The following is a 13258-nucleotide window of genomic DNA, read 5'->3' as shown; positions in this document are numbered from 1 at the left end:
CCCTGCGCTACTCGGGCTTGACCAGCGGGAACAGGATCGTGTCGCGGATGCCCTTGCCGGTGAACGCCATGATCATCCGGTCGATGCCGGCGCCCATCCCGCCGGTCGGCGGCATCGCGTACTCCAGCGCGCGCAGGAAGTCCTCGTCCAGCTGCATCGCCTCGGGGTCGCCGCCCGCCGCGAGCAGCGACTGCTCGGTCAGCCGGCGGCGCTGCTCGACCGGGTCGACCAGCTCGGAGTAGGCGGTGCCGAGCTCGGTGCCGAACCCGATCAGGTCCCACTTCTCGGTCAGCAGCGGCTCGCGCCGGTGCTGGCGGGTCAGCGGCGAGGTCTCCAGCGGATAGTCCATGACGAACGTCGGCTGGACGAGGGTGTGCTCGATCAGCTCCTCGAAGATCTCCTGGACGAGCTTGCCCTGCCCCCACTTGGGGTCCCAGGTGATGCCGCGGCCGTCGGCGAGCTTGCGGACGGTCTCGATCGGCGTGTGCGGGGTGATCTCCTCGCCGAGCGCCTCCGACACCGACCCGTACAACGTGATCCGCGGCCATTCCGGCAGGCCGAGGTCGATCTCGACGCCGTCGTGGACGACCACGGACGTGCCGAGGGCGGCGACGACCGCCTTCTGGTACATCCGCTGCGTCAGGTCGGCCATGTCGTTGTAGTCGAGGTACGTCCCGTACGCCTCGAGCATGGTGAACTCGGGGTTGTGGGTGGAGTCGGCGCCCTCGTTGCGGAAGTTGCGGTTGATCTCGAAGACCTTCTCGATCCCGCCGACGACGAGCCGCTTCAGGTACAGCTCGATCGCGATCCGCAGGTACAGCTCCATGTCGTAGGCGTTGATGTGCGTCTTGAACGGACGCGCCGCCGCCCCGCCGTGGATCGGCTGCAGCATCGGGGTCTCGACCTCGAGGTACCCCTCCTCGTGCCAGAAGTCGCGGACGGCGCGCACGGTGGCGCTGCGGATCCGCGCCATCTTCCGGGCCTCGTCGTTGACGATCAGGTCGACGTAGCGCTGCCGCACCCGGGCCTCGGGGTCGGTGAGGCCGGCGTGCTTCTCCGGCAGCGGCCGCAGGCACTTGGAGGTGATCGCGAACCGGTCCGCCATGATCGACAGCTCGCCGCGCTTGGAGGTGATCACCTCGCCCTCGACGCCGACGTGGTCGCCGAGGTCGACCTCGCGCTTCCAGAAGTCGAGCTGCTCCTGCCCGACCTTGGCGAGCGACAGCATGATCTGGAGGTCGCCGGAGCCGTCCCGGATCGTGGCGAAGCACAGCTTGCCGGTGTTGCGGACCAGCATGACGCGACCGGTGACGCCGACCTTCTCGCCCGTCTCGGTGCCCGGCTCCAGGTCCGGGTGTTTCTCCCGGATCTCGGCGATCGTCGCCGTGCGCGGGAAGGTCACCGGGTAGGGGTCGACGCCGGCCTCGCGCAGGCGGTCGAGCTTCTCCCGGCGGACGCGCATCTGCTCCGGAAGGTCATCGAGGGTCTCGTCACTCACGGCTCAAGGCTATCCAGCCCGCCGAGGGCCCCGCGAACGAGTTCGGGGTGATCGCCCGGGCCGGCCGCGACGAGGGGGCCGAGGTCGCGGGCCAGGGCGGCGGCGATCGCGCGGAACGCGGCGACCCGCGGGTCCGGGTCGCCGCGGCGGGTCGCGAGGACGCTGCTGTCCCATGGCGCGTCCAGGATCGGGACGTACCGGACGCCCGGCCACGGGTAGAACCGGGCGAACGACCGCAGGGCGGACCCGACGCCGCGTCCCGCGGCGATGCTGAGCATCACGTCGTGCGGCGTGCGCGCGATGTCCGGGCCGCGCCGCCCGCGCTCGCCGTTCACCGCCGGGGTGAAGTACAGGTAGTCGGTGAACACGCTCGGCGTGACGTCGGGGACGGCGACGATCGGCAGGTCGAGGACGTCGGCGAGGCGCAGCGCGCCGGCCTCCGCGAACGGGCCGTCCGCCGGGACCCCGACGATCCGCGGCTCGGTGGTCAGCACGTCGCTGACGACCCGGTCGTCGTCGGGCGCGGGGCGCACGAACGCGACGTCCACCTTCCGCTCGACCAGCGCGGACACGTGCTCGGTGAAGTCCAGCGGCATGATCGTCAGCCGGGCGGCGGGGCGGGCCCGCCGGAACGCGCGCACGATCGCGGGCGTGAGCTCGGCGGAGCCGTGCCCCATCACGCCGACGCGGAGGGCCCGGTCGTCCTCGCCATGCAGGCCGGCCACCGCGTCGGAGGCGGCGTTCACGGCCGCGAGCGCGGCGCGGGCGTGCGGGACGAACCGCTCCCCCGCCTCGGTGAGCCGCAGCGGGGACCGTTCCAGCAGCCGGACGCCCAGCTCCCGTTCGAGCCGCTGGACGTGCGCGGTGACCGCGGGCGGCGACAGGAACAGCCGCGCCGCCGCCCGCGCGAACTGCCCCTCCTCGACGACCGCGAGGAAGGAGGCCAGCTCACGCAGTTCCATGCTCGTCACGGTAACCGGCGGCCTCCCCGGTTCACTCCGGCGATCCGGCCCGCGCCACGTTTCGCGACAGGCGTCACACGACCGGGCGGTTCACGAGCGGGCGCCACACGAGCGGGCGTCACCCGGCGGGGCGGCTCATGGGCGGGCGTCACACGGGTGGGCGGTTCACGATTCGCGAAGCGGTCACGGCACGCGGGGCGGGGCGTTCTAGACAGGGATCATGGCAACCGCGTCACCCGTTCCGCCCGGTACGCCCGCTCCCGGCGGCGCGCGCTGGCTCCCGATCGCGTCGATCATGTTCGGGGTCGGCTGGGGCGCCAACCAGTTCGCCTCGCTGCTCGGCCTCTACACCGACCGGCTGCATCTCGGCGACGGCGGCGCGCAGGCCATGTTCGGCGTGTACGCGCTCGGTCTCGTGCCCGGGCTCGTCCTCGGCGGCCCGGCGTCCGACCGGTACGGCAGGCGCCGGATCGCGCTGCCGTTCGCGTGCCTGTCCGCGCTGGTCACGGTGGTGCTGATGGCGGGCGTCGCGGCCCCGTGGCTGCTGTACGCGGGCCGCCTGCTGGCGGGCGTCGTGACCGGGGCCGTCCTCGCGGCGGGCACCGCGTGGGTGAAGGAGCTGACACCCGTCTCGGGGACCCGGATGACCGCGCTCGCCGTCTCCGCGGGCTTCGGCGCGGGGCCGCTGGTGTCCGCGCTGGTCGCGCAGTGGGCGCCGCGCCCGCTGGTCACCGCGTACCTCCCGCATCTGCTGATCATGCTGCTGACGGTGCCGCCCGCGTTCCGCGTGCCCGAAACCCACGTCCCGCGCGCACACGCGAGCAACTCCGAGCAGCTCATGGCCGGGCAGGGGCAGTCCGGGTCGGGGCGGTCCGGGCAGGGGCGGTCCGGGTTGTCGGGTGTCCGCAACCCCGCGTTCCGCCGGACGATCGCGCCCGTCGCGATCTGGACGTTCGCCGCGCCCGTCAGCGCGTTCGCGCTGCTCCCCGCGCTCGTCCCCGTCCACCACCTGCCGATCGCCTACGCGGGCGCCATCACCGGGCTCACCCTCGCGTCCGGCATGGCGGCGCAACCCGTCGCCCGGCGCCTGGAGGCGCGGCACCCGCGGCTCGTCGCCGCCGCCGGGCTCGGCGCGATCACCTGCGGGCTCCTGCTCGCCGCGCTGACCGTCGCCGCCGGGCTGCCCGTCCTCAACGCGGTGACGGCGGTCGTGCTCGGCGCCGGGTACGGGTTCGTGCTGACCTACGGCCTCGGCGAGGTCGCCCGGATCGCCGCGCCCGGCGAGCTGGCGGGCCTCACGGCCGTCGCCTATGCCCTGGTCTATGTGGGGATGTTCGCGCCGCTGCTGCTGACCGAGGTGGCCAAGGCGGTCCCGCTCGACGCGGTCCTGACCGCCATGGCGGTGCTGGCCGCGGCGTGCCTCGTCTACGTCTCCCGACAGCCGCGCGCCGCCGCCCGTCCGCCCGCCGCCGGACGGACGGTCCCGGACGTCAGGGGGTGTTCCGCTGGTAGATGAGCCGGAGCCCGATCAGCGTCAGCCACGGCTCGAACACGTCGATGCTGCGCGACTCCTCCAGCACCAGCGGCGCGAGGCCGCCGGTCGCGATCACCGTCACCTCGTCGGGGTCGTCGACCAGTTCCTCCGACATCCGCTCGACGATCCCGTCCACCTGCCCGGCGAACCCGAAGATGATCCCGGACTGCAGCGCCTCCACCGTGTTCTTCGCGATCACGCTGCGCGGCCGGACGAGCTCGATCTTGTGCAGCTGCGCGCCGCGCGACGACAGCGCGTCGATCGAGATCTCGATGCCGGGGGCGATGGCGCCGCCGACGTACTCGCCCTTCGCGGATACGGCGTCGAACGTGGTCGCGGTGCCGAAGTCGACCACGATCGCCGGGCCGCCGTGCGTGTGCACGGCGGCCAGCGCGTTCACGATCCGGTCGGCCCCGACCTCCTTGGGGTTGTCCATCCGGACGGGGACCCCGGTCTTGACGCCGGGCTCCACGATCACCGCCGGCACGTCGCCGTAGTAGCGGCGGCACATCTCCCGCATCTCGTGCAGGACGGACGGGACCGTGGAGCACAGCGCGATGCCGCTGATGTCGGTCTCGGCCAGCAGCGGGCTCTGCTGGACCAGGCCCTGCAGGACCACCGCGATCTCGTCGGCGGTGCGCCGCGGATCGGTGTTGATCCTCCAGTGCTCGATGACCTCATCGCCCTCGAAGAGCCCGAGAACGGTGTGGGTGTTACCGACGTCGATGGTGAGCAGCATCCGGTCCCCGCTGGTCAGGAGAAGTCAAGGCCGATGTCGAACACGCGCGCCGAGTGCGTCAGCGCACCGACGGCAAGGTAGTCCACCCCGGTCACGGCGACGTCTCGGGCCCGCTCCAGGGTAAGCCCACCGCTCGCCTCCAGCTCCGCCCGGCCCGCGACGAGCCGCACCGCCTCGGCCATCTCGGCGTCGGTCATGTTGTCCAGCAGGATGCTCTTCGCGCCCACCGCGAGCGCCTCTTCGACCTGGTCAAGGGTGTCGCACTCGACCTGGACGTGCAGCGACGGGTACACCGCGCGGATCGCCTCGTAGGCCTTCGTGACGCTCCCGGCCGCCGCGACGTGGTTGTCCTTGATCAGCGCGGAGTCGTGCAGGCCCATCCGGTGGTTGACGCCGCCGCCGCAGGCCACGGCGTACTTCTGGAGCGCGCGCAGGCCCGGCAGCGTCTTGCGGGTGTCGCGGACCCTCGCCTTGGTGCCCTCCATCGCGTCCGTCCACCGCCGCGCGGCGGTCGCGATTCCGGACAGGTGGGTGAGGAGATTCAGCGCCGTCCGTTCCGCGCGGAGCATGGCCCGGGTGGGGCCCTCGACGGAGATCAGCACCTGCCCCGGGACGACCCGGTCGCCGTCCGCCGCCTTCGCCTCGTACGCGACGTCCAGCAGCTCGAACACGACCGCGGCCACCGGGATCCCGGCGACGACGCCCGCCTCGCGGGCCCGGAAGTCCCCGGCCGAGACCGCGTCCGGTGCGAAGATCGGCTCGCTGGTCACGTCGACCGGGCCGTCCTCCTCCAGGGCCGTCCGGACGAGGTTTTCCACAGCCTGTGGATCGAGCCCGGCGTCCTTGAGCTTCTGCGAGAGTTCGGGTGTCACTGGTCGTCCCCTTCCAGAGGTTCGTATGCCGTCGTCAGGACGTTCCCCGCCAGCCGCGTGACCAGATGCCCGCGCCAGCCCGCGTCGGACCGTTCCGGGAAGTCCTGCCGCCAGTGGCTGCCGCGCGTCTCCCGGCGCAGCCGGGCGGCGGCGACGATGGCGGACGCCACGGTGTGCAGGTTCGTGGCCTCCCACGCCTCCACGCCGGGCTCCGCGCCGCCGTGCGGGAGCGCGGCCAGCTCCCGTGCCGCCGTGTCGAGCCCTTCGGCGCCGCGCAGCACCCCGGCGTGCGCGGTCATGATCCGCTGGATCTCGTCCCGCGCCTCGGGCGCGACCAGCCCCCCGGCCGGGAACGCGGCCGCAACGGCAGAGCCGGCGGCACCCGCCGCGCCGCGCTCCCCGCAATCCGCAGGGGCGGCACCGGCCGCGCCGCGCTGCCCGCGCTCCGCAGGGGCGGCACCCGCCGCGCCGCGCTGCCCGCGCTCCGCAGGGGCGGCGGAGGCCGCAGCGTCGGCCGGGACGTTCGCGGGGCCGGTGAAGTCGGCGGCGGCCAGGTCGTCGGTGAGGGCGATGGCGATGCGGGCGGCGAAGACCAGCCCTTCGAGCAGGGAGTTGGACGCCAGCCGGTTCGCACCGTGCACGCCGGTGCAGGCGACCTCGCCGCACGCGTACAGGCCGGGGACGGACGTGCGCCCCCACAGGTCGGTGCGGACGCCGCCGCTGGAGTAGTGCGCGGCGGGCGCGATCGGGATCGGCTCGGTCACCGGGTCGATGCCGTGGTGCCGGCACGCGGCCAGGATGGTCGGGAACCGCTTCTCCCACATCGCGGCGCCGAAGTGCCGGCCGTCCAGCAGCATGCAGGGCTCGCCGGTCTCCCGCATCCGGTTCACGATCCCCTTCGCGACGACGTCGCGCGGGGCGAGCTCGGCGAGCTCGTGGCGGCCGACCATGAACCGCTCGCCCGAGCGGTCGATCAGGTGGGCGCCCTCCCCGCGGACGGCCTCGGAGATCAGCGGCTGCTGCCCGCGCGCGCCCTCGCCGAGCCACAGCGGGGTCGGGTGGAACTGGACGAACTCGAGGTCGGTGACGGCGGCGCCGGCGCGCAGCGCGAGCGCGACGCCGTCGCCGGTCGACACCTCGGGGTTGGTGGTGGCGGAGAACACCTGGCCGAGGCCGCCGGTCGCGAGCACGACGGCGCGGGCGCGGACGGCGCCGACGCCGTTCGGCTGGCCCTCGCCCATCACGTGCAGGGTGACCCCGGCGGCGCGCCCGGCGGCGTCCTTGATCAGGTCGAGGACGAGGGCGTGCTCGATGACCTCGACGCCGGAGTCCTTGAGCTCGGCGAGCAGCGCGCGGCTGATCTCCGCGCCGGTGGCGTCGCCGCCGGCGTGCGCGATGCGGCGGCGGTGGTGGCCGCCCTCGCGGGTCAGCGCGATCTCCCCGTCGGCGGAGCGGTCGAACGCGGCGCCGAGCTCGATGAGCCCGCGGATGGCGTCCGGGCCCTCGGTGACGAGCACCCGGACGGCGGCCTCGTCGCAGAGGCCGACGCCGGCGGTGAGGGTGTCGGCGAGGTGGTCGAGGGGGTCGTCGTCGGGGGCCAGCGCGGAGGCGATGCCGCCCTGCGCCCAGCGGGTGGATCCGGCGTCGAGCAGCGCCTTGGTGACGAGCAGGACGCGCCCGTGCGGGCGGCAGCGCAGCGCCGCGACGAGGCCGGCGATGCCGGAGCCGATGACGACGACGTCGGCGTCGGCCGTCCAGCCGGGGGCGGGGGCGTCGAGAACGGAAGGGATCATGAGCCCTCCTCGGGGTTCGGTTCTCGTCATTGTGACATTATCCCCGCCGGACCCGAATGCTCGACCCCCCGATTCCGGGGTAAAACCCCAAATAGCAGGACGACCGCGCACCCCGCCCGGGGGATGCGCGGCCGCCCTGACCGGCTGCTACCGCACGCCTCAGCGCGCCACGAGGTCGCCCCGCACGCCGTCGCCGCCGGGCACCGGCTCGGCCGGGTCGGAGCCCAGCGAGACGATGGTGTTCGAGCGGTCGACGTGCACCACCCGCGGCTCGAACTCGCGCGCCTCGGCGTCGGTCATCTGCGCGTACGCGATGATGATCACCAGGTCGCCGGGCTGCACCAGGCGGGCCGCCGCCCCGTTGATCCCGATCACGCCGGAGCCCCGCTCGCCCGCGATCAGGTAGGTCTCCAGGCGGGCGCCGTTGTCGATGTCCACGATGTGCACCTGCTCGCCGGGCAGCAGGTCCGCGGCGTCCATCAGGTCCTGGTCCAGGGTGAGCGAGCCCACGTAGTGCAGGTCCGCCTGGGTGACCGTCGCGCGGTGGATCTTCGACTTGAACATCGTCCGGAACATCAGCGCTCCTTCGGGGTGACGAGCTGGAGGGGCAGGTTGTCGATCAGGTGGGTCGCGCCGACGCGGCCGGCGACGGCGAGCACGGCCGGACCGGTGTATCCGGTCGTGACCTGCAAGAACGTGGACGGGTCGACGAGCACGAGGTAGTCGAGCTCGAGCGGCGGGTCGGCCGCGGCCGCCTTGTCCAGCACGGCGCCCGCCGCGCCGACGACCGCGTCCGGGCCCTCGTCCGCCGCGTCCACGCCCGCGTACAGCGCGCGGGACAGGGCGAGCGCCGTGCGCCGCTCGTCCTCGGACAGGTACCGGTTCCGGCTCGACAGGGCCAGCCCGTCCTGCTCGCGGACGGTCGGCGCGCCGACGATCTCGACCGGCACGTTCAGGTCCGCGACCATCCGGCGGATCATCGCGAGCTGCTGCGCGTCCTTCTGCCCGAAGACGGCCACGTCCGGACGCACCAGGTTCAACAACTTCAGGACGACCGTGAGCATTCCGTCGAAGTGGCCGGGGCGCGCCGCGCCCTCCACCCGCTCGCCCATCGGGCCGGACTTGACCGTGACCTCGGGTTCGCCCGGGTACATGACCTCGCGGGACGGCGCGAACACGATGTCCACGCCCTCCGCGGCGCAGGCCTCGAGGTCGGCCTCGAACGTCCGGGGGTAGCGGTCGAAGTCCTCGTTGGGGCCGAACTGCAGCGGGTTGACGAAGATGCTGACCGCGACCGCGTCCGCGCGGCGCCGCGCCTCGCGGATCAGCGACCGGTGCCCCTCGTGCAGCGCCCCCATCGTGGGGACGAGCGCCAGCGCGCCCTTCGCCGCGGAACGGGCGCCGGCCAGTTCCTCGCGCGTCGCGGCGATGACGGGCGTCACGACGCGTCCTCCGGCTCGCTCACTGATCCTCCCTGGTCGGTCCTGACCTGATCGGTCCTGGCCTGTCGGTCCTGGCCTGTCGGTCCTGCTTGGTCCTCGGTGGTCACCGCGTCCGGTGCGTCCTCGGCGCGCGGTGGCGGCCGGCCGTCAGTCGGCCAGCACTTCGAGGAGGCGCTCGGCCGCCTCGGGTTTGAGGAGCCCCGCGCCGAGCGCGCGGTCGGCGGTGAGGCGGGCGAGCGCGATGTAGGCGCGGCGGCTCTCCGGCGAGACCTTGCCGAGCTCGGCGACGTGGTCGGCGACCGTCCCGGCGTCGCCGCGGGCGACCGGGCCGGTCAGGCCGTCGATGCCGAGCCGCAGCGCGTTGTCGAGGGCGGCGCCGAGCAGCGGCCCGAGCATCCGGCCGGGCTCGCCGACGCCCGCGGCCCCCAGCAGGTCCATCGCCTCGACGACCAGCGTGACCAGGTGGTTGGCGCCGCCGGCGAGCGCCGCGTGGTAGAGCGGGCGGCGCTCCTCGGTGATCCACACCGGTTCCCCGCCCATCTCGACGACGAGGGCCTCGGCGACCGGGCGCAGCGGCTCGGGCGCGGTGACGCCGAACGAGATGCCGGTGAGCCGGTTCACGTCGTCGGGACGTCCGGTGAACGTCATGACGGGGTGCAGCGCCAGCGGCAGCGCCCCGGCGCGGGTCAGCGGGTCGAGGACGGCGGACCCGTACCGCCCGCTGGTGTGCATGACGAGCTTCCCGGTGACGGGGACGCCCGCGGAGACCAGGCCGGTGGCGAGTTCGGGCAGCGCGTCGTCCGGGACGGTCAGCAGCACCAGGTCGGCGGCGGCGACCGCGTCCTGCGGGGTGGCGACGGCGGCGCCGGGCAGCCGCTCCTCCACCCGCTCGCGCGACCGGTCGGAGACCGCCGCGGCGGCGACCACGCGGTGGCCGGCGCGGGCGAGCGCCGCGCCGAGCGCCGTGCCGACGCGTCCCGCGCCGACGACGCCGACCGCGAGCCGGGCGGGCCGGTCCTCGGGCCGCGTCTCCCCGGCCCCCGGCCCGTCCCCGGGCGCGGCGGGGTCAGGCGTGAATGGGTCCATCTGTTCGTTCCAGTCCTCGAGGTAGGTACCGGACGTGCGCGCCCAGCGTACCCGCGGGTCGCGGACGCGCGTTCCGGTGGGTCTTCCGGTGGTTCGTGGACGCCCTGACGGCACGGGCACCGCGAACACCATCACACATCGGTGACGGAACGGCTACCTGACGTAACGATCGGGTCGGCGGGCGGGTCACACTTCGCGGGTAACGGATCGTGAAACCTTGCGGAAGGCCGGAAGCGGGGCGTAACCATGACTGTGACGACGTCGTCACGCAAGGTGAATGGCAAGAAATGACCAGGGCGCTCCGCCCCCGACGAGATGGAGCAGACTTTGATCAGGACAGCCCTCAAGACCGGTGCGGTCGTCGCGACCCTCGCGGGGACGGCCTTCGCCACCGCTCCGGCCAACGCCGACACCTACAACCACAACACCGCCGTGGGCAACACGACGAACGTCATGATCGTCGGCGGCTACGGCGTGACCTGCGGCTCGGTCTCCGTCGGAAGCCAGTCCGGCACGGGCTGCAACGGCAACCACGTGTACAACGGGCACAACCACAGCGGCACCGGCGGCTGGATCGGGCACCGCTGGTGACGAGGTGACGCCACCGCGGGCCCGCCCGGCGGCCCGGGGCCGGACCCTGCCCGGCCGCCCCTAGGGGCGATTCCCGCGGCGCCTTCGCCCCACCGCAACGCCGTCCCCGCGGTGGGGCGAAGGGATCGTCCGTCACGCGACGCGCCCGGATTCGGTGACTCTCCGAATCCGGGCGCTCGTCACATTCCGTGCACATCCTCCGGCGGTGGCTAGTCGTGGGCGAGCGACTCCACGATCGACGCCCGGGCCGCGCGGCGCGCCGGCAGCACCGCGGCGAGCACGCCGGCGGCGCCCGCCAGCAGCACGAACCCGGTCACCTGGAGGTAGGGCAGCGAGAAGATCGCGTCGTCCTCCATCGCGTTGGTCGCCGCCCAGCCGAACGCCACCCCGAGCACGACCCCGGTGAACGCGCCGATCACCGCCATGACCAGCGCCTCCACCGACAGCATCCGGCGCAGCTGCCGGCGGGTGAGGCCGAGGGCGCGCAGCAGCGCCGACTCGCGGGTCCGCTCCACCACCGACAGCGTGAGCGTGTTGGCGATGCCGAACAGCGCGATGACGATCGCCAGCCCGAGCAGCCCGCCGAAGATCATCAGCATCATGTCGATGGCGTCGCTCACGCTCTTCTCGAACTCGGCGGACGAGTACACCTTCGCGGCCGGGTAGGGGCGCGCCGCCGTCTCGACGGCCTTGCGCGCGGCGTCGGCCGGCACCCCGTCCCGGTCCTTGATGTAGATCGCCGAGTCGTCGGGCGCGGCGAAGTAGCGGGTGAAGTCCGCCTCGGGGACGATCAGCGCCCCGAGCGTGGTGGCCGGCGTGCTGAACACCGCGGCGATCTTCACCGGGGCGGTGCCGTGCGCCGTCCTGACCTGGACGGTCTGCCCGACGCTCATGCCGTGCCGTTCCGCGACGCCCTTCTCCACGACGCCGGTCCCCGGCTTCAGCCCGCCCGAGGTCAGCGCGGACGCCGAGCCGTGCACGAGCTTCGGCTTGAGGACGCCGCCGAGCGCCGAACCGGTCAAGCTCGCGACGTTGGTCTCCTTGCCGTCGACCTTGGCGTCCTTGGCGAGCAGCTCGAAGACGTCGGAGAACTCGGGCCGCTTCTTGAGCGCCTCGGTGAGCCCCTGCGGCGCCCGGCCGCCGCCGTCGCCGGTCCGCGCCTGCACCTGGAACTCGGCCGGGTACTGCTCGGCCAGCTTCTCCGCCGACGTCGCCTTGCTGCTGGCCGCGACGACGGCGAACAGGCTCATCAGCCCGATCCCGACGGTCAGCGCGATCGTGGTGGTCGCGGTGCGGCGCGGGGACCGGCGGGCGTTCGCCACCGCGAGCCGTCCCGGAACCCCGCCGAGACGCGCCGGGACGGCCCCGGCGAGCCGGCCGAGCGGACGCACCAGGGCGGGCATCGCGGTCACCACGGCGAGGAAGAACACGGCCCCCGCGAGCGCGACCGTGTACATCGCGACCTGGCCCTTCGCCATCGTCAGCGACCCCATGACGCCGAGCCCGAGCCCGGCCGCGCCGAGCAGGACGGCCACCGCCGTCCGGACCGCGCCGAGCCGGAACCGCCCGCCGCCCGGCTCCGTTTCCGAGCGCAGCGCCGCGACGGGCGCGATCCGCGTCGCCGCCCGCGCCGGCAGCAGGGCGGACAGCACCGTCACGACCACGCCCACCGCCAGGCCGATCGCGATCGTCCGCGCGGACAGGGCGAGCCCGTCCATCCGCACCTTGTCGGTCAGCCGCGTCATGATGGCGACCGCGCCCGCGCCGAGCCCGGCCCCGGCGACGATGCCGAGCACCGACCCGGCCAGCCCGACGGCGAACGCCTCGGTGACCACCCCGCCGAACACCTGCCGGCGGGTCGCGCCGACGCAGCGCAGCAGCGCCATCTCCCGCATCCGCTGCGCGATCAGGATCGAGAACGTGTTGTAGATGACCAGCGCCGAGACCAGCATCGCGACCAGCCCGAAGATCAGCAGCCCGGCCTGGATGATCTCGGTGTCGGCGCCCGCCGCGTCGGCGAGCCGCTTCCCCAGCTCCTTGCCAGTGTAGACCTCGTACCCGCCGCCGACCGCCGCCTTCACCGCCGGCTTGCTCCCGCCCAGGACGTCGATCTCCTGGTACTTCTTCACGCCCGTCATCGCCAGCGCCGTCGCGCCGTCGAAACCGACGCCGCCGCGGTAGCCCGCCTCCTCGTCGATGCCGAAATCGACCAGGCCGACAATGGTGAAGCGGTGCGGGCGGTTCGCGTGGTCCAGGACCGTGACGGTGTCGCCGACCTTGTAGCCGGACCGGTCCGCGAGGTCCTTGCCCAGCACCGCCTCGGACGCGCCCGACGGCGTCCGGCCCTTGGTGACGTCGTAGCGCAGCAGCCTCCCGGACGGCACCGAGACCCCGACGGTCGGGAGGTCGCCGACCGTCTTGCCGTCCCTGCCGACCAGCGCCGCGTCCCCGCGCACCGTCCCCAGCGCCTGCGTCACACCGGGCACCGCCTTCACGCGGTCCAGGACGTCCAGCGGGATGCCGGGCTCGTCCTTCGGGCCGGTGTCCTGCGCCGCGTCGGGCTGGACCGCGACGTCGACCTTGTCGGCCGACCTCGCGAACGTCCGCGCGACGCCCTGGTTCATCGTGTCGGTCAGCACGAACGTGCCGGAGATGAAGCCCACGCCGAGGGTGATGGCCACCGCCGTCAGCAGCAGGCGCAGCTTGTGGGCCCGCAGGCCCGCCAGCGTCGTCCTCAGCAT

The 13258-nt window shown here is 73.6% G+C and carries 11 protein-coding genes; 2 read left to right on the top strand and 9 right to left on the bottom strand.

What is annotated here, in order from left to right; all coding sequences use genetic code 11:
- Positions 1–7 precede the first annotated feature (7 nt).
- Both lysX and AB0C78_RS20030 read right to left on the bottom strand, forming a co-directional pair.
- Positions 8–1498 (bottom strand): bifunctional lysylphosphatidylglycerol synthetase/lysine--tRNA ligase LysX, encoded by a 1491-nt coding sequence (lysX, locus tag AB0C78_RS20035; protein WP_360749940.1) that lies wholly within the window; start codon positions 1496–1498, stop codon positions 8–10.
- Positions 1495–2460, bottom strand: a complete 966-nt coding sequence (locus AB0C78_RS20030) for a LysR family transcriptional regulator (RefSeq protein ID WP_360749937.1) — start codon at positions 2458–2460, stop codon at positions 1495–1497. The genes lysX and AB0C78_RS20030 overlap by 4 nt, the downstream gene beginning before the upstream one ends.
- A gap of 220 nt (positions 2461–2680) precedes the next feature.
- Here AB0C78_RS20030 and AB0C78_RS20025 point away from each other — a divergent pair, with 220 nt between their 5' ends.
- Positions 2681–3976: an MFS transporter gene (locus AB0C78_RS20025; protein WP_360749934.1), complete on the top strand. Its 1296-nt coding sequence runs from the start codon at positions 2681–2683 to the stop codon at positions 3974–3976.
- Here AB0C78_RS20025 and AB0C78_RS20020 read toward each other — a convergent pair.
- From AB0C78_RS20020 to AB0C78_RS19995, 6 genes are all read right to left on the bottom strand, one after another.
- Complete coding sequence (locus AB0C78_RS20020) at positions 3951–4733, bottom strand: type III pantothenate kinase (protein ID WP_151543537.1); 783 nt, start codon at positions 4731–4733, stop codon at positions 3951–3953. The two genes, AB0C78_RS20025 and AB0C78_RS20020, sit on opposite strands and share 26 nt — an antisense overlap.
- Positions 4734–4747: 14 nt before the next feature.
- Positions 4748–5605, bottom strand: a complete 858-nt coding sequence (gene nadC, locus AB0C78_RS20015) for a carboxylating nicotinate-nucleotide diphosphorylase (protein ID WP_360749930.1) — start codon at positions 5603–5605, stop codon at positions 4748–4750.
- Positions 5602–7398 (bottom strand): L-aspartate oxidase, encoded by a 1797-nt coding sequence (locus tag AB0C78_RS20010; protein WP_360749927.1) that lies wholly within the window; start codon positions 7396–7398, stop codon positions 5602–5604. Before AB0C78_RS20010 ends, nadC begins: the two co-directional genes overlap by 4 nt.
- A 159-nt stretch (positions 7399–7557) precedes the next feature.
- Entirely contained in the window at positions 7558–7974 is a 417-nt protein-coding gene (panD, locus tag AB0C78_RS20005) for an aspartate 1-decarboxylase (protein ID WP_173096882.1), read from the bottom strand.
- Entirely contained in the window at positions 7974–8840 is an 867-nt protein-coding gene (gene panC, locus AB0C78_RS20000) for a pantoate--beta-alanine ligase (protein ID WP_360749924.1), read from the bottom strand. Before panC ends, panD begins: the two co-directional genes overlap by 1 nt.
- A 147-nt stretch (positions 8841–8987) precedes the next feature.
- Positions 8988–9926, bottom strand: coding sequence for a DUF2520 domain-containing protein (locus AB0C78_RS19995; protein WP_360749921.1), 939 nt, complete (start codon positions 9924–9926; stop codon positions 8988–8990).
- Positions 9927–10253: 327 nt separating this feature from the next.
- On the opposite strand from AB0C78_RS19995, the gene AB0C78_RS19990 reads away from it, so the two are divergent.
- Complete coding sequence (locus AB0C78_RS19990; protein WP_360749918.1) at positions 10254–10517, top strand: hypothetical protein; 264 nt, start codon at positions 10254–10256, stop codon at positions 10515–10517.
- Positions 10518–10726: 209 nt separating this feature from the next.
- Here AB0C78_RS19990 and AB0C78_RS19985 read toward each other — a convergent pair whose 3' ends face one another.
- On the bottom strand, positions 10727–13258 hold the full coding sequence (locus tag AB0C78_RS19985) for an FtsX-like permease family protein (protein ID WP_360749915.1): 2532 nt from the start codon (positions 13256–13258) through the stop codon (positions 10727–10729).

Origin of the sequence: Actinomadura sp. NPDC048394 (genome assembly GCF_040651755.1) — a bacterium.
Classification (GTDB): Bacteria; Actinomycetota; Actinomycetes; order Streptosporangiales; family Streptosporangiaceae; genus Spirillospora; species Spirillospora montaniterrae.
Note: the sequence above shows the minus strand (reverse complement) of the source record. Positions and strands in the feature narration are given on the sequence as shown.